The following is a 15,741-nucleotide window of genomic DNA, read 5'->3' as shown; positions in this document are numbered from 1 at the left end:
TGTCGATGTATGGGCTCGAGGATTACACCGTCGTTCGGCATGTGATGTTCAAGCACTAAGAAACGCATCGCCGGCAAGCCAGCTCCCACAAAATCTCAGCAATCCCTGTGGGAGCTTGCTTGCCAGCGATGGCGTCACCGCTGTTCCAAAACCAATCCCTACAACGTTCGCTGACTGTTGCCGATACCCTTGGCGATATCGATACCCCAATCCATCGCCGCTTCCATGTCCAGCAAGTGCGGTTTCGGGTCATGGTTTTCGTCGATCGGCGTGCCGTCCGGCCGATAGACGCCGATGAACATCCCCAGCGAACCGTCCTTCAAAATCTCGGCTTTGACCCGAATGCTGCATCCGTTCGACAGCGTCTCCTTGTGGTCCAGATGGCGCTCAGTCATTGCAATTTTCCTCCCGTCGCAGGATTTTCGACCTTACTGCCAATCCTAGCTCAGCCCCGCAATCGCGCTGATTCGCGACTCTGAACACTCAACCTGACAGCGGCGAAATGCCACCTATACTACAAGCCACCGCCCCTCCGGGGTCTGCGCATCCAACAATAAAAAGCAGAGGTGGAACATGGTTTGGCAGCAAATCTACGATCCGTTCAATAACCCGGTACTCTCCACCGTCATGGCCGCCGTGCCGGTGGTGGTGATGCTGGCAGCCCTCGCATTTTTCCATGTCAAGGCCCACCTGGCGGCACTGCTCGCCCTGGCCTCGGCGCTGGTGATCGCGATTTTCGCATTCGGCATGCCCGCCAACATGGCGGGGTCTGCTGCACTCTACGGCGCGGCCAATGGCTTGCTGCCGATTGGCTGGATCGTGTTGAACATCATCTTCCTGCACCGCCTCACCACCGAGAACGGCTCGTTCAAAGTGCTGCAGGATTCCCTGGCGCGGATCACCGACGACCGGCGCCTGCAATTGCTGCTGATCGCCTTCTGCTTCGGCGCTTTCTTCGAGGGCGCGGCCGGTTTCGGTACGCCGGTGGCGGTGACCGGCGCGATTCTGATCGGCCTGGGCTTTTCGCCGCTGGCCGCTTCGGGCCTGGCGCTGATCGCCAACACCGCACCGGTGGCATTCGGCGCGTTGGGCACACCGATCATTACCCTGGCCAAAGTCACCGGGCTGGATGAAATGGAGCTGTCGATGATGGTCGGGCGGCAATTGCCGTTCTTCTCGGTGATCGTGCCGTTCTGGTTGATCTGGGCCTTTGCCGGGTGGCGCAAGATGCTGGAAATCTGGCCGGCCATCGTGGTCACCGGGGTCAGTTTTGCCATTCCGCAATTTCTTGTTTCCAACTATCACGGGCCGATGCTGGTGGACGTGATCGCCGCATTGATTTCCATGGCCTGCCTGACCGGTTTCCTGAAAGTCTGGAAACCGGCCACCGTACACACGTCCGCCGCCCTCACCGGCCGAGTCGATAACTCGAAGATCGACGCCGAATATGAGTCGAAAATCGAGCCGAGCGCGGCGTTTTCCAGCGAATCGAAAAAGGCTGTAATGCGCGCGTGGATGCCGTGGATCATCCTCACGGTATTCGTATTCGCCTGGGGTACCCAAGGCTTCAAGAACATGTTCGACACCCGCCCGGCGATTGATCCGGCCACCAATTCGGCCAAGCTCGACCCGCAGGGCAAGCCGATGCGCGAAGCCAACCCGGTGTTCGCCCCGGTCCTGACCTTCACCACCATCCACCAGCAAATCGAAAAAGTGCCACCGGTGGTGCCAGCGCCTAAAGTCGAAGAGGCGGTCTACAAATTCACCTGGTTCACCTCCACCGGCAGCGGGATCCTGCTGGCAGCGATTGTCGGTGGATTGCTGATGGGCTATTCCATCCCGCAATTGATCCACCAATACCTGCGAACCCTGTGGGTGGTGCGCTATTCGTTGATCACCATCACGGCGATGCTTGCCCTGGGTTTCCTCACCCGTTACTCCGGGCTGGATGCCACCATGGGCCTGGCCTTTGCCGCGACGGGAATCTTCTATCCGATGTTCGGCACATTACTCGGCTGGCTCGGCGTGGCGCTGACGGGCTCAGACACCGCGTCCAACGTGCTGTTCGGCGGCTTGCAACGGGTCACCGCCGAGCAACTGGGCCTGAGCCCGGTGTTGATGGCAGCGGCCAACAGTTCCGGTGGGGTGATGGGCAAGATGGTCGATGCGCAGTCGATTGTGGTCGCCTCCACCGCTACCCGATGGTACGGCCACGAAGGGGAAATCCTGCGATACGTGTTCTTCCACTCGATCATCCTGGCGATCCTGGTCGGCGGTTTGGTGACGTTGCAAGCGTATGTGGCGCCATTCAGCAGTATGGTGGTGGGCGGAAATTGAATCGACAGACCGAGGTTTCACTGCACTGAAGCTCAAGCCCTTGCCCGGGAGGTCCGCCTCCCGGGCTTTTTCTTCGAAGGGCAGTTCTGGAGTACATCGCGAGCAGGCTCGCTCCTTCAGGGGCCGGGATTGCGGTGGTACTTGCGTATCTGCGTTTCAGGGCAAAACTTATTGAATGAAAAGCGCTTTACCAGGGACGAAAAGATAGGGACAAACCCAAGGCAAGCAATCCCATAACAACAAACCGAGTGTCGAGCGCCGATGAACATTCTTTACGATGAACGCGTTGACGGCACCCTGCCCGACGTCGACAAAAACGCACTGCTGCAGGCCCTGCAAACGCAGATGCCCGACCTGGAAATCCTGCACCAGCAGGAAGAACTCAAGCCGTACGAGTGCGATGGGCTTTCCGCCTACCGCACCACACCGATGCTGGTGGTGTTGCCGCGTGAAATCGCGCAGGTTCAAGGGATATTGCGCCTGTGCCATGAGCGCCGGGTGCCGGTGGTGGCTCGGGGTGCCGGGACCGGTTTATCGGGCGGCGCATTGCCGCTGGAAAAAGGCGTGCTACTGGTGATGGCGCGCTTCAATCAGATCCTGCATATCGACGCCGCAGCCCGCACTGCGCGGGTTCAGCCGGGCGTGCGTAACCTGGCGATTTCCCAGGCCGCCGCACCTTATGGCTTGTATTACGCCCCCGATCCCTCCTCGCAAATCGCCTGTTCCATCGGCGGCAATGTCGCGGAAAATGCCGGTGGCGTGCATTGCTTGAAATACGGGCTGACCGTGCACAACCTGCTCAAGGTGGACATCCTCACCGTCGATGGCGAACACCTGACGCTGGGCTCCGACGCCCTAGACTCACCGGGTTTGGATCTGCTCGCACTGTTCACCGGTTCCGAAGGCATGCTCGGGGTCATTACCGAAGTCACGGTCAAGTTGTTGCCCAAGCCGCAATCCGCCAAGGTACTGCTGGCGGCGTTCGATTCCGTGGAAAAAGCCGGCCGTGCCGTCGGCGATATCATCGCTGCCGGGATCATCCCCGGTGGCCTGGAGATGATGGATAACCTGGCTATCCGCGCCGCTGAAGACTTCATCCACGCCGGGTATCCGGTTGAGGCCGAAGCCATTTTGCTGTGCGAACTCGACGGCGTTGAAGCCGATGTGCATGACGACTGCGACCGCGTGCGCCAGGTGCTGGAACAGGCTGGCGCCACCGAAGTGCGCCTGGCCAAAGACGAAGCCGAACGGGTGCGGTTCTGGGCCGGTCGGAAAAACGCCTTTCCGGCGGTCGGTCGCCTGTCACCGGATTATTACTGCATGGACGGCACCATTCCGCGCCGCGAATTGCCCGGCGTGCTCAAGGCCATTGCCGAGCTGTCGGCGGAATACGGTTTGCGCGTCGCCAATGTGTTCCACGCCGGCGACGGCAACATGCACCCGCTGATTCTGTTCGATGCCAATCAGCCCGGTGAACTGGAGCGTGCCGAAACCCTGGGCGGCAAGATTCTGGAGCTGTGCGTGAAGGTCGGCGGCAGCATCACCGGTGAACACGGTGTCGGGCGCGAAAAGATCAATCAGATGTGCGCACAGTTCAACAGCGATGAGCTGACCCTGTTTCACGCGATCAAGGCCGCGTTCGACCCCGGTGGCTTGCTCAACCCCGGCAAGAACATCCCGACCCTGCACCGCTGCGCCGAATTTGGTGCAATGCACGTGCATGCCGGAAAACTGCCGTTCCCTGACCTGGAGCGTTTCTGATGTACGCAAGAGCCGATTTGGACGACAGCGCGCTGCTGCTGGAGCAGGTCAACGAGGCATTGGAAAACGCCACGCCGTTGCGCATCCAGGGCGCCAACAGCAAAGCGTTTCTCGGGCGCATGACGGCCGGCGAAATACTCGACACCCGATCACATCGCGGCATCGTCAGTTACGACCCGACTGAGTTGGTGATCACCGTGCGTTGCGGTACGCCATTGGCCGAACTCAAGCAAGTGCTGGACGCCGCCCAGCAGATGCTGCCCTGTGAACCGCCAGCCTTTGGCGATGGCGCCACCGTTGGCGGCATGATTGCCTGCGGGTTGTCGGGGCCGCGGCGGCCCTGGTCTGGCTCGGTACGCGATTTCGTCCTCGGCACACGGGTGATCACCGGCCAGGGAAAGCATTTGCGTTTCGGTGGCGAAGTGATGAAGAACGTCGCCGGCTACGACCTGTCGCGGCTGATGGCCGGTAGCTACGGAACCCTGGGCTTGGTCACTGAAGTCTCGCTCAAGGTTTTGCCCAAACCCCGCCAAGCCTTGAGCATCAGTCTTGAAATGAGCGCTGAGCGCGCGCTGTTGCGCCTGGCAGAATGGGGCCAGCAACCGTTGCCGATCAGTGCCGCGTGTCACGATGGCGAACGCTTGCAGCTGCGGCTCGAGGGCGGTGAAGGCTCGGTGGCGGCGGCCCATGACCGTTTGGGTGGTGAGCTGCTTGAGGCGGCGTACTGGGCGGATCTCAATGAACAGCGCTTGAGTTTCTTCGACGAGGACCAACCGTTGTGGCGGCTGTCCTTGCCCAACAACACGCCGCGCCTGTCGCTGCCCGGCAAGCAGCTCATCGACTGGGGCGGCGCCCAGCGCTGGCTCAAGTCCGACGCCCAGGCAGCATTCATTCGCCAGGTCGTCGAGGAAGTCGGCGGCCACGTGACCTGCTACAGCCACGGCCTCACCGACACTCCGTTCCAGCCACTGCCCGACGGGCTGATGCGCTATCACCGCAACCTCAAGCAGCAACTCGATCCCCGGGGCATTTTCAACCCCGGACGTCTGTACGCGGAGCTTTGAACCATGCAGACCACCCTGAGTGAAAATGCTCGCCAACTGCCCCGCGCCGAAGAAGCCGACAGCATCCTGCGCACCTGTGTGCACTGCGGCTTCTGCAATGCCACTTGCCCTACCTATCAGTTGCTCGGCGATGAACTGGATGGCCCGCGCGGGCGCATTTACCTGATCAAGCAAGTGCTCGAGGGCAACGAGGTCACGCAGAAAACCCAGCAACATCTGGACCGTTGCCTGTCGTGCCGTAACTGCGAAACCACCTGCCCGTCCGGCGTCGACTATCACAACCTGCTGGACATCGGCCGGGCGGTGGTCGATGCGGCAGTGCCGCGCCCGATTGGTCAGCGCCTGTTACGCGAAGGGCTGCGCACGTTGGTGCCGCATGCGGACCTGTTCAAGGGTCTGGTCAACAGCGGCCAGATGTTCCGTGCGCTGCTGCCTGGCACATTGCAAAGCAAATTGCCGCGCAGTTCACCGGCAACCAAAAAACGCCCCACCACCCGCCACGCCAGGCAGGTGTTGATGCTCGAAGGTTGCGTACAACCGGGGCTGTCACCCAATACCAACGTGGCCGCTGCGCGGGTGCTCGATCGGTTGGGCATCAGTGTCATGCCGGCCCGCGAGGCCGGTTGTTGCGGTGCCGTGGATTATCATCTCGACGCCCAGGCGACCGGGCTGGACCGTGCCCGGCACAACATCGACGCCTGGTGGCCCAGCATTGAAAGCGGCGCCGAAGCCATCGTGCAAACGGCCAGTGGGTGCGGTGCATTTATCAAGGATTACGGGCATTTGCTCGAACGCGACCCGGCCTACGCCGACAAGGCCAAAACCGTCAGTGCTCTGGCCAAGGACCTGGTCGAAGTACTGCGTAACGAGCCACTGGAACAACTCGGCATTCATAACGCCCGACGCGTGGCGTTTCATTGCCCTTGCACGTTGCAGCACGCGCAGAAACTCGGTGGCGCAGTGGAGTCGGTGTTGATGCGCCTGGGCTTCAATCTGACGACCGTGCCCGACGGTCATCTATGCTGTGGCTCGGCGGGCACCTATTCGCTGACCCAGCCGGAACTGGCCCGACAACTGCGTGACAACAAGATGAATGCCCTGGAAAGCGGCTACCCCGAAGTCATCGCCACGGCCAATATCGGCTGCCAGTCGCACCTCGATGGCGCGGGCCGTACACCGGTCCGGCACTGGATCGAACTGGTCGAAGCCGCCCTGTCCCAATAACGCCCCGGAGATTGCCCATGAACAGCAAAGCCATCCTGAGCCAGGCCGAAGTCAGCCAGATCCTGACTGCGGCGCGGACCGAAGCCCAGGCCAACCAGTGGCCGGTGACCATCGTGGTGGTCGATGACGGCGGTCATCCTCTGGCCCTGGAACGCCTCGACGGCGCTTCGCCCATCAGCGCCTATATCGCCACGGAAAAAGCCCGCACTTCGGCGCTGGGTCGGCGGGAATCGAAGGGCTATGAAGAGATGGTCAACGGCGGCCGCACGGCTTTTCTATCGGCGCCACTGCTGACATCGCTGGAGGGCGGCGTGCCAGTCATCGTCGACGGCCAGGTGATCGGCGCGGTGGGCGTGTCGGGCGTCAAGGCCGAGCAGGATGCGCAAGTGGCGAAAGCCGGGGCGCAGTGTTTGAAGTGATCGCGATGCACATTTAACAACCCCCGCAGATCCCTGTGGGAGCGGGCTTGCCCGCGATGACGGCGGCACATCCAACATCCGTTTGCCTGATACACCGCCATCGCGAGCAGGCTCGCTCCTACGGGGGTAGTGTCCAACCCGCCGAAGAGGAAGCACACCGATGACCCGCCTCACCGCGAAAGACTTTGCCCCGCAGCTGCTGGAACTCTACGACTTTTACGCCCATGGCCTGATCAACCGCCGCGAATTTCTCGACCGCGCCGCGTTGTTCACGCTTGGTGGTTTGACTGCCAGTGCGCTGCTCGCGTCCCTGAGCCCGAATTACGCGCTCGCCGAGCAAGTCGAGTTCACCGACCCGGACATCATCGCTGAATACATCACCTACCCGTCGCCCAAGGGTCACGGGCAGGTACGTGGTTATCTGGTGCGCCCGGCCAAAGCCACCGGCAAGGTCGCGGGTGTAGTGGTCGTGCATGAAAACCGTGGGCTCAACCCGTACATTGAAGACGTCGCCCGACGTGTGGCCAAGGCCGGTTTTATCGCCCTCGCTCCGGATGGCCTGAGTTCGGTGGGTGGCTATCCGGGCAATGACGACAAGGGTCGCGCGCTACAGGAAAAGGTCGACCCGAAAAAGCTCATGAATGACTTTTTCGCGGCTGTGGAATGGATGATGAAACATGATGCCGGCAACGGCAAAGTCGGCATCACCGGGTTCTGTTACGGCGGTGGCGTGACCAATGCGGCGGCGGTGGCTTACCCGGAACTGGGCGCCGCCGTTTCGTTTTATGGCCGCCAACCCGATGCCAAGGATGTGCCCCGGATCAAGGCGCCGGTGATGCTGCACTTTGGCGAACTGGATACGCGAATCAATGAAGGCTGGCCGGCTTATGAGCAGGCACTGAAGGCCAACGGCAAGACGTATGAAGCGTATATCTACCCGGGCGCCAATCACGGTTTCCACAACGACTCCACACCGCGTTATGACGAAGCGGCGGCGAAACTGGCGTGGGATCGGACGTTGGAGTGGTTTCGCAAGTATCTGGTTTGACAGGCCGGCAGGACCGGCCCTATCGCGAGCAGGCTCGCTCCCACAGGTGATCGAATGTGGGAGCAAGCCTGCTCGCGTTGGCGGTGTCACTGCCGCTGATTACTTGGGCTGCGCCACGGTGCGCAGATAAGGCTTCAAAGTCTTGAACCCATCCGGATACTTCTTCTTCGCGTCCTCATCGGACACCGACGTCGGAATGATCACGTCCTCACCCGGACGCCAGTTCACCGGCGTAGCCACGGTGTGCTTGGCATTGAGTTGCAGCGAATCGAGCAGGCGCAGCACTTCATCGAAGTTACGCCCAGCACTCATCGGGTAGATCAGCATGGCCTTGACCTTCTTGTCCGGCCCGACCAGGAACACCGAGCGCACGGTGGCGTTGTCCACAGCGGTGCGCGAGCCGCCGCTGGCGTTCGGATGGATCATGTCATAGAGCTTGGCCACCACCAGGTTTTCGTCGCCGATCAACGGATAATTGACGGCGTTGCCCTGGGTTTCTTCAATGTCACCGACCCACTTGTTGTGATCACTGACCGGGTCGATGCTCAGGCCGAGGATCTTGGTGTTGCGCTTGTCGAACTCGGGCTTGAGCTTGGCCAGATAGCCCAGTTCAGTGGTGCAGACCGGTGTGAAATCCTTGGGATGGGAAAACAGAATGGCCCAGCCATCACCAATCCACTGGTGAAAATTGATAGGGCCTTCGGTGGTGTCGGCGGTGAAATCCGGTGCTTCATCGCCAATGCGAATGGTCATGATCGATCTCCTTAAAGTGAGTTTCAGGGATGCTGTCAGAGCACGCGCAACAGCATTCGTGCATGGCTGTCGAGCCAGTCAACGCGACTGAGTATAGGAGACGAATGATGACAGGCTGCAAGCCCACGCTCAGCCACCCAGCGCGATGATTGCCGTGATCAGCGCTGCACCGACAACCGCCATCGCCACCGCGCCCTGCCAGGGTTTTGCTCCGGCGTATCGCGCCAGCAACCAGCCAGCCACGAACAGCACTACCAGCCCGATCAGGTTGGACAAACGTACCGCCAGCCCCGTCTGCTCAAGCAGCAGGAACGGCACCACCAGTGGGAATGTCGCGAGCACCACCAACAGGAAAACGCCCAGCGCACCCTTGAAGTCATCCAGACCCAGAAACGGATGATTCGGTACGGCCGGCGATGCGACCAGGCGCTGGCGCAACACTTCCAGGCCTTCGGTGCCAGCCGCCGTGGCGATACGCGGTGGCAACGCATCGGCAATCAGTGCCTGGCCGGCGCTTGCGTCCGCGCCCGCGCGCAAACCGGCAAACAGTGTGCGGTTGCGCGTGCGTTCGATCACCGTGCGCAACAGATACATCACCGCGTCCGCCAACCCCCAGGCCAGGTTGCAGCCGAGCGCGGCAATCATCATGGTGCGCTCCTCTTCCTGATTGGCGGTCGCAACACTGATAGTGCCGGTGAAAGTCATGGCCATCAGCAAGCCAAAAATCACTTCCGTGACCCGATCGACAGGATCGAGCACGCGTGTACGCAGCTGTTCGCGGTTGTCTTGCATAGGCACGGCCTTACGGCCCGCAGGCGAGCCGTCGTGTTCAAGGGAGGTTAAATCCGAATGCTTCACTCAGTGTAGTCAGGAACGTGCCTGCTGCTGATCGAGCGAGCCCTCGTCAATCCACCATGGCGATCAATTGATGCCGTTGCGCATCGGTGAGCATCGGCCCGAAACCGGCACCGGCGTTTTCAGCCATGTAGCGCGGGTTACCGGTGCCGGGAATGACGCAGGTCACCGCCGAATGCGACAACAAAAACTTGAGCGCCAGTTGCGGCCAGCTCTTGACCCCGACTTGAGCCGCCCAGCCCGGTAGCGGTTTGTCCTTGAGTCGCCCCAACAAGCCACCGCCGCCGAACGGCCGGTTGCAAATCACCGCTACACCGCGCTCGCGACACAGCGGCAGGATGCGTTTTTCGACACCGCGATCATCCAGCGCATAGTTGATCTGCAAGAAATCCAGCGGCTCGGCCTTGAGCACCGCTTCCACTTCCTCATACGCCGATGCGGTGTAATGGGTGATACCGATGTAACGAATGCGCCCCTCTTCCTTCCATCGGCGCAATGTTGGCAGATGGGTTTGCCAGTCGAGAAGGTTGTGGATCTGCATCAGGTCGATACGATCGGTCTGCAACAACTTGAACGACTGCTCCATCTGCGCGATGCCCTCTTCGCGGCCCCGGGTCCAGACCTTGGTTGCCAGGAACGCTGGTGAGCGGGGCTCGTGGATGGACAACAGTTCACCGGTGGTCTGTTCGGCACGGCCGTACATTGGCGAGCTGTCGATCACCGTCCCGCCCTTCTCGAACAATGCGCGCAGCACGGCGGGCAGTTGCTTGTAGGCGACATCGTCCGGGGCCACGTCAAAACCGCGATAGGTGCCCAGGCCGACAATGGGCAACGACTCTTTGCTGGAAGGGATGACGCGGGTCTGCATGTTCTTGCCTCCTGTTCCCGTCGACGGCGGGGTTTGTGCGCCGGTCGGACCGAACGTGAAGACCGCCGAAACACCGGCAGCCAGCGTAAGAATTTTTCTACGGGTGTACCCCACAGGATGGCTCATAAATCGTCCCTCGCCCGCCAATCAGGTTTCGACTTGTTGCGCCTGGCGCCGAGCCAGCCACAGACATAACCCGCCCCACATCCCGGCAAATGGCACGATGACCAGCGCCACCAGGCCAAATCCTGCGCCCAACGCCGTCAAACCGGCGGACAACCAGCCACTGGCGGCATCGCCGCCGCGATAGACCAGGGTCTCGATGACATTCTTGGCCTTGTACTTCTCTTCGCGGCTGACCACTGTCCACAATACCTCCCGCGCCGGTCGCACGAGGGCGAACTCCACAGCCCGGCGCAAGCCTTGGGCCAGTGCCACGGTGGCCGGCACCGGTGCCAGTGCCATGGCGGCAAAGGCCACGATGGTCGCCAACGGCATTGCCAGCAGCGCACCGCCGATCCCCACCAGGCGGATCAAGGGTGCGGTCAGCAGCAGTTGCAACGTCAGGGTCAGTGCCGACACGATCAAATCGACAATGGCGAAGAATTGCGTCCGGCTGCCTGTATCAGCGTAGCTGTCAGCGACAATCCGTCCCTGCTCGAAATACAACAGGGTCGCGGCGCTGGTGTGCAGCAGCATGAACAGCACCAGCCCCAACAAGTACGGGGACCGCAGGATCAGGGTGATGCCGGCGAGCATGTTGCCGCCCATGCGCCGTTCGTCGAGTAACGGCTTGCCCGATTGCGACTGCGTGCGCGCCAGCAGCCCTCGATAGCAATGCACGGCGATCTCCAGCAACAGTGCCGCCGCAACGGTCAATGCCACCGGGCCAAGCCGGGTGGCCATGGTCGCCGCGAGCAGCGGCCCGATAAACGTGCCGAGGGTGCCACCGGCGGCGATGCAACCGAACAGCCGCCGGCCCTGTTCACTGGTAAAACGGTCGACCAGCACACTCCAGAAAATCGAGACGATGAACAGGTTGTAGATACTGATCCAGACAAAGAACACCCGCCCGACCGTCACTGGCGCGACGTGGTTGGCGATCAGCAGGCCGAACACCAGCATCGAGGCGGCAATGACGCGGTAGATCAACGGGACGAAGCGCGTGGCCGGCAGACGCGACGCCAGCGCGCCGAACACCGGCACCATCAGCAGCATCACCACAAACGTGGCGGTGAACAGCCACTGCAATTGATCGGCGCCGCCCTCCAGCCCAAGCGCATCGCGCAACGGTCGCACCAGGTAATAGCTGGCGAGCACGCAAAAATGAAAAGCAAAACCCAGGGCCAGGGCCGCTCTTTCCGAAGGCAACACATTGAGCCACTTGAGACCGATGGGCATCGGTGCCCTCCTTCACCGCCAGCTACACTCTGACAGCACCCCGGAGCCGTCAATGCCGCCCACTAACGTTAGTCGAATGTCCCGAACCCTGGTGTTACTCGTTGTCATCCTTGCCGCAGCGTATCTGTCGCTTTGCGCAGCGCTGTACGTGTTTCAGCGCTCGCTGATCTACTACCCGCAACCCCGCGCCGCTGGTTCAGCGCAAGCATTGCTCACGCTGCCCGTCGATGACGCGCAGGTGCTGGTTTCGGTGCGTTCGCACGACGGCCCCAAGGCGCTGATTTATTTCGGTGGCAATGCCGAAGACGTTTCCCGCAGCCTGCCCGGCTTCGCCGAGGCCTTCCCGGACCATGCACTGTACTTCATGCATTACCGAGGCTACGGCGGCAGCAGTGGATCGCCCTCCGAGGAGGCCATTGCCCGCGACGCCATGACCTTGTTCGACAAGGTCTATGCCGATCATCCGCACATCATCGTGGTCGGCCGCAGCCTGGGGTCAGGCGTCGCGGTGCGATTGGCCAGTTCTCGACCGGCCACCCGCCTGCTGCTGGTCACGCCTTACAACAGCCTCGAAGAGCTCGCCGCCCGTCAGTTCCGATGGTTCCCGGTGCGGTGGCTGTTGCAGGACAAATTTGAATCCTGGCGCTATGCATCACACATCGCAGTGCCGACGCGGCTGATTGCCGCCGAACATGACGAAGTGATTCCAAATTCCAGCACGCAACGGCTGTACAGCCACTTCGCCAAGGGCGTGGCATCGATGCAGATCATCAAGGGGGCGGGGCACAATTCGATCAGCGACAGCCCTGAGTACTTCAAGGCGCTGGGGGATGGGTTATAGCAACAAACGCCAACATCGAGTGCGTCCGTCGGACAGAAAGCTTCAGCAGCCAATAAGCGCAGCGGTCCCTTGAACCTTGTTTCGCAAGCCCAGTCTTAGATCGGCGTTCAACCCACCTCCCTATCGTTGTCATCTCTGCAGAGCTGTCCGCACCATGCGCCAAACCACTCTTGTCTTGCGCTTCACTTCGCTGTGCCTGTTGACCTCACTACCCTTTTTCATTAACTCCGCCCACGCCGGCGTGGAGCGACAACTGGTGGAAGCCATCAACGATTACCGTGCCCATCCGCGAGACTGCACGCGCCGACCGGCCCAGCGCTTGTCGCCGCTGGCCCTGAAGTCAAACCTGGCATTGCCGGTGGGTTACGGTGGCGGTTTACGCGATCGATTGAAGGCATCCGGTTACCAGGCTGTCGCCGTGCGTTCCATCCGCGTGGTGGGTGCGCAGGATGCCGAAGAGGCCTTTGAACTGCTGCAGGATGATCACTGCGCCGCACTGCTCGATAGCCAGTACGCTGACATCGGTGTGAGCCGCAGTCGGGGTGAGTGGCAAGTGGTATTGGCCCGTCCCGTTCTCGACAGTCAAATGGCCGATCCGCGAGCCGTTAGCAAAGCTTTGCTGGCGCAAGTGAATGCCGCCCGGGCCAAACCACGGCTGTGCGGTCGCCAGCGTTTCGCCGCGGCCCGTCCGTTATCCTGGGATGCAAGTCTCGGGGCTGCCGCGCAAGGCCACAGTAAAGCGATGGCCTACGGTAACTACTTCGCCCACCGCGACCCCGATGGCGACACCCCTGCGGACCGGGCGCGCGCCGCCGGTTACCGTGGTCGGCAGATCGGCGAAAACATTGCAGCCGGCCAAGGCTCGGCGAACAAGGCAATGGCCGGATGGCTCGCCAGCCCCGGGCATTGCGCCAACCTGATGAACCCGATGTTCACTCAAGTGGGTGCGGGCTTTGCGACGGACGCACGCAGCGATGAAGGGGTCTACTGGACGATGCTGTTCGGGGCGAAATGATCGGCTCGCTGTGATTGCCGATCATTCATCGAGTCGTTACTTCACCAACCGGGTTTCCTTGGACGGTCGATAGCCGAAATAGGCGCTGTAGCATTTGCTGAAGTGGCTCGGTGAAACGAAGCCACAGGCGACGGAGACTTCGACGATGGTCAAGGTCGTGTGCTGCAGCAACCGGCGTGCCTCAGTGATGCGCAAGTCCATGTAATAGCGCTGCGGTGTCGTACCCAACTGCTCTTTGAACAGTCGCTCGATCTGCCGTCGGGAACGACCGGCATACAGACAAAGCGTCTCCATCTCCAAAGGCTCTTCCAGGTTGGCATCCATCAGGTTGACCACCTCGCGCAGCGGGCCGCTGACAGAGACATTGAGGCTGGGTTTGATGCGTCGATAGCGCGACGCTTCAAATGCCAGTATGTCTTCAATACCGTCGGTCAGCGCCTTGTCGTGCAAACCTCTGATCCATTCCAGCGCCATGTAGAACGCACCGTTGGGACTGGACGCCGTCAGACGATCGCGGTCCACCACATACGCTTCGCTGGTGACCTGGGTGAGTTTGGCGATTTCCGCCAGCGCGGGACGATGCTCCGGGTGGATCGCGCAGCGATAACCGTCCAGCAAACCGGCTCGACCGAGAAACCAGGCGCCATTCCAGATCCCTGCCAGCTTCACGCCTGCTTCGGCGGCCCCTTGCAAAAGACTGACCAGCACGTCGTCAGCCTGGAGCGCCGTTCGATACCCGCCACAAATCACCAACAGATCGAGCTGCATAATCTGCCCATGATCGAGGCGAGCATCCGGGCGGATCACCAACCCCAAATCGCTGATCACTTCACCTTCGCGCAAACCGAAAGTCTTGGTGGAAAACAGCTCTGGCCGCAGCAGGTTCGCAGTGACAATCGTATCGAGTGCCTGGGTAAACGCGGGCAACGAAAAATGCTCCAGCAGCAAAAAACCTGCCCGGGCGCGAATTGAATGGCCTTCCTGTTCATTGAGGTAGCGAAGGTTCTTGCCCTTCATCGCACCGCTGAACTGACGTCGCTCTACCAACGCCCGCCTCGCTTCGTCGTGTGGTCGTACATGTGATTTAGCGCCTTGATGTCTATCACTCCTGCTCCGCAGCATAAACCGCACAGTTGCGCCTGCGCGGTGCGTGCATTGTTTACGCCAGTTGATAACTGCGAGCAAGTGGGAGGGTTCATCGGAAGAAATTTTGTTGGGGTTGATCAGGCAATCACAGAAATCCGAGGGTTTTCAATGAGGACATGGAGGATCGTAGGAAGCGGCTGAAGATGGGAGGATTGGGGAGGTCAGAAAATGGCTATCGCAAGGCGATTGCGATAGCGCGTCGCACGCGCTGCCAGGGCTTTGATCAATTGCCCCAGTCCAGCAGCCGAGGTACCCGGAGCCAACAATAAATGAACAGGGTTGGTCATCAAACAGTAGGCGTAGACCTTTACGCCCCATGCATCTTTGAGTTCACGTAAATCCCTCAGATAGCGTTGATAATCCTCCGCAACGGCAAATACCACCTGGCGGTTATGACCGCGTTGCACAACGTGGAGCGGATAGTTGGGTAATACGAGGCGTCCCATTCTGGGCACTTTTTACTTCTCCTTCCATGGAGGTTTTCAGCGTAGCAAAGGAGAAAAAATAAATCTGTCCCTGTCCCCTTTTTGAAAGCGAAGGATCAAGTGGCTTAAAAAATAAACATTGGTCCTCATGCGGCAATTCAAGTGAGAGCTTCTTTCATTTTATTTTTTTCTTTTTTTCTTAACGTCTTCAATTTTTGACAAACCCCAAACTCCTGCTCCGCCCCAAGCGCCATAGACAAGAGCAAACCGTAACGAAACTAGAAAATCATCCCCGTCAAATGTCCAAGCACCACTTTTGTAGTAATTTATTGCTGCACCAATAAGACTTCCGCATAGCCCTACGACATAAAATAACGCAGTGGCATATACAATCAACATCAAGAACAAATGCAACCCAACTTTTTTTGGCTTCATTAGTTATCACCCAGCGACTGGACTTCGTCCCCTATTACTTCTGAAATTCCTGCTCCTACCATATTTCCAAAGACCTGAGCTGCACTATAAAAGCAAAAAAGGGGACAGATTTATTTTCCTAGTCCGCTCCTTGGTCGGCCTCGCCCACG

General features: G+C 60.2%; 15 protein-coding genes and 1 pseudogene. 8 read left to right on the top strand and 8 right to left on the bottom strand.

Going from position 1 to position 15,741, the window contains the following annotated elements; all coding sequences use genetic code 11:
• Nucleotides 1–158 precede the first annotated feature (158 nt).
• Entirely contained in the window at nucleotides 159–395 is a 237-nt protein-coding gene (locus D8U69_RS09145; RefSeq protein ID WP_130907166.1) for a hypothetical protein, read from the bottom strand.
• 178 nt (nucleotides 396–573) lie between these two features.
• On the opposite strand from D8U69_RS09145, the gene D8U69_RS09140 reads away from it, so the two are divergent.
• The 6 genes from D8U69_RS09140 to yghX all read left to right on the top strand — a co-directional run bounded on the left by D8U69_RS09140 (nucleotide 574) and on the right by yghX (nucleotide 7,853).
• Nucleotides 574–2,337, top strand: coding sequence for an L-lactate permease (locus D8U69_RS09140; RefSeq protein WP_056853423.1), 1,764 nt, complete (start codon nucleotides 574–576; stop codon nucleotides 2,335–2,337).
• A 261-nt stretch (nucleotides 2,338–2,598) separates the two neighbouring features.
• Nucleotides 2,599–4,098 carry a glycolate oxidase subunit GlcD gene (gene glcD, locus D8U69_RS09135; protein ID WP_056853422.1) on the top strand — a complete coding sequence of 500 codons (1,500 nt, stop codon included), beginning with the start codon at nucleotides 2,599–2,601 and terminating at the stop codon, nucleotides 4,096–4,098.
• Entirely contained in the window at nucleotides 4,098–5,162 is a 1,065-nt protein-coding gene (glcE, locus tag D8U69_RS09130; protein ID WP_130907165.1) for a glycolate oxidase subunit GlcE, read from the top strand. Before glcD ends, glcE begins: the two co-directional genes overlap by 1 nt.
• A 3-nt stretch (nucleotides 5,163–5,165) precedes the next feature.
• Nucleotides 5,166–6,386 (top strand): glycolate oxidase subunit GlcF, encoded by a 1,221-nt coding sequence (glcF, locus tag D8U69_RS09125; RefSeq protein WP_130904721.1) that lies wholly within the window; start codon nucleotides 5,166–5,168, stop codon nucleotides 6,384–6,386.
• Between the two features lie 17 nt (nucleotides 6,387–6,403).
• A complete protein-coding gene (locus D8U69_RS09120) occupies nucleotides 6,404–6,805 on the top strand; it encodes a heme-binding protein (protein ID WP_130904720.1) in 402 nt (133 codons plus the stop codon).
• 160 nt (nucleotides 6,806–6,965) lie between these two features.
• Complete coding sequence (gene yghX / locus D8U69_RS09115) at nucleotides 6,966–7,853, top strand: YghX family hydrolase (protein WP_130907164.1); 888 nt, start codon at nucleotides 6,966–6,968, stop codon at nucleotides 7,851–7,853.
• Between the two features lie 99 nt (nucleotides 7,854–7,952).
• Here yghX and D8U69_RS09110 read toward each other — a convergent pair whose 3' ends face one another.
• The 4 genes from D8U69_RS09110 to D8U69_RS09095 form a co-directional block, all read right to left on the bottom strand.
• Nucleotides 7,953–8,606 carry a peroxiredoxin gene (locus D8U69_RS09110; RefSeq protein ID WP_056853417.1) on the bottom strand — a complete coding sequence of 218 codons (654 nt, stop codon included), beginning with the start codon at nucleotides 8,604–8,606 and terminating at the stop codon, nucleotides 7,953–7,955.
• A gap of 129 nt (nucleotides 8,607–8,735) precedes the next feature.
• Nucleotides 8,736–9,398 carry a hypothetical protein gene (locus D8U69_RS09105; RefSeq protein WP_130907163.1) on the bottom strand — a complete coding sequence of 221 codons (663 nt, stop codon included), beginning with the start codon at nucleotides 9,396–9,398 and terminating at the stop codon, nucleotides 8,736–8,738.
• A 112-nt stretch (nucleotides 9,399–9,510) separates the two neighbouring features.
• The gene (locus D8U69_RS09100) at nucleotides 9,511–10,455 is read right to left on the bottom strand and encodes an aldo/keto reductase (protein ID WP_130907162.1); all 945 of its coding nucleotides are present in this window, start codon (nucleotides 10,453–10,455) and stop codon (nucleotides 9,511–9,513) included.
• Nucleotides 10,456–10,476: 21 nt separating this feature from the next.
• Nucleotides 10,477–11,730 carry an MFS transporter gene (locus tag D8U69_RS09095; RefSeq protein WP_130907161.1) on the bottom strand — a complete coding sequence of 418 codons (1,254 nt, stop codon included), beginning with the start codon at nucleotides 11,728–11,730 and terminating at the stop codon, nucleotides 10,477–10,479.
• Between the two features lie 52 nt (nucleotides 11,731–11,782).
• Between D8U69_RS09095 and D8U69_RS09090 the strand changes: the two genes are divergently transcribed.
• Nucleotides 11,783–12,571: an alpha/beta hydrolase gene (locus tag D8U69_RS09090; protein ID WP_130907160.1), complete on the top strand. Its 789-nt coding sequence runs from the start codon at nucleotides 11,783–11,785 to the stop codon at nucleotides 12,569–12,571.
• Between the two features lie 154 nt (nucleotides 12,572–12,725).
• Nucleotides 12,726–13,586, top strand: a complete 861-nt coding sequence (locus D8U69_RS09085; protein ID WP_130907159.1) for a CAP domain-containing protein — start codon at nucleotides 12,726–12,728, stop codon at nucleotides 13,584–13,586.
• A 36-nt stretch (nucleotides 13,587–13,622) separates the two neighbouring features.
• Here D8U69_RS09085 and D8U69_RS09080 read toward each other — a convergent pair whose 3' ends face one another.
• From D8U69_RS09080 to D8U69_RS09070, 3 genes and pseudogenes are all read right to left on the bottom strand, one after another.
• Nucleotides 13,623–14,633, bottom strand: a complete 1,011-nt coding sequence (locus D8U69_RS09080) for a GlxA family transcriptional regulator (protein WP_130907158.1) — start codon at nucleotides 14,631–14,633, stop codon at nucleotides 13,623–13,625.
• A 278-nt stretch (nucleotides 14,634–14,911) separates the two neighbouring features.
• Nucleotides 14,912–15,187 (bottom strand): annotated as a pseudogene (locus tag D8U69_RS09075) (transposase); the annotation flags it as partial.
• 150 nt (nucleotides 15,188–15,337) lie between these two features.
• Nucleotides 15,338–15,592, bottom strand: a complete 255-nt coding sequence (locus D8U69_RS09070; RefSeq protein ID WP_130907157.1) for a hypothetical protein — start codon at nucleotides 15,590–15,592, stop codon at nucleotides 15,338–15,340.
• Nucleotides 15,593–15,741 lie beyond the last annotated feature (149 nt).

Origin of the sequence: Pseudomonas sp. Sample_16, from assembly GCF_004307665.1 — a bacterium.
Taxonomy (GTDB): domain Bacteria; phylum Pseudomonadota; class Gammaproteobacteria; order Pseudomonadales; family Pseudomonadaceae; genus Aquipseudomonas.
Note: the sequence above shows the minus strand (reverse complement) of the source record. Positions and strands in the feature narration are given on the sequence as shown.

Coding starts and splice junctions, on each gene's coding strand:
- D8U69_RS09070 (WP_130907157.1), bottom strand. CDS start 15,592: ATGAAGCCAAAAAAAGTTGGGTTGCATTTGTTCTTGATGTTGATTGTA.
- yghX (WP_130907164.1), top strand. CDS start 6,966: ATGACCCGCCTCACCGCGAAAGACTTTGCCCCGCAGCTGCTGGAACTC.
- D8U69_RS09100 (WP_130907162.1), bottom strand. CDS start 10,455: ATGAGCCATCCTGTGGGGTACACCCGTAGAAAAATTCTTACGCTGGCT.
- D8U69_RS09085 (WP_130907159.1), top strand. CDS start 12,726: ATGCGCCAAACCACTCTTGTCTTGCGCTTCACTTCGCTGTGCCTGTTG.
- glcE (WP_130907165.1), top strand. CDS start 4,098: ATGTACGCAAGAGCCGATTTGGACGACAGCGCGCTGCTGCTGGAGCAG.
- glcD (WP_056853422.1), top strand. CDS start 2,599: ATGAACATTCTTTACGATGAACGCGTTGACGGCACCCTGCCCGACGTC.
- D8U69_RS09140 (WP_056853423.1), top strand. CDS start 574: ATGGTTTGGCAGCAAATCTACGATCCGTTCAATAACCCGGTACTCTCC.
- D8U69_RS09105 (WP_130907163.1), bottom strand. CDS start 9,398: ATGCAAGACAACCGCGAACAGCTGCGTACACGCGTGCTCGATCCTGTC.
- glcF (WP_130904721.1), top strand. CDS start 5,166: ATGCAGACCACCCTGAGTGAAAATGCTCGCCAACTGCCCCGCGCCGAA.
- D8U69_RS09145 (WP_130907166.1), bottom strand. CDS start 395: ATGACTGAGCGCCATCTGGACCACAAGGAGACGCTGTCGAACGGATGC.
- D8U69_RS09110 (WP_056853417.1), bottom strand. CDS start 8,606: ATGACCATTCGCATTGGCGATGAAGCACCGGATTTCACCGCCGACACC.
- D8U69_RS09090 (WP_130907160.1), top strand. CDS start 11,783: ATGCCGCCCACTAACGTTAGTCGAATGTCCCGAACCCTGGTGTTACTC.
- D8U69_RS09120 (WP_130904720.1), top strand. CDS start 6,404: ATGAACAGCAAAGCCATCCTGAGCCAGGCCGAAGTCAGCCAGATCCTG.
- D8U69_RS09095 (WP_130907161.1), bottom strand. CDS start 11,730: ATGCCCATCGGTCTCAAGTGGCTCAATGTGTTGCCTTCGGAAAGAGCG.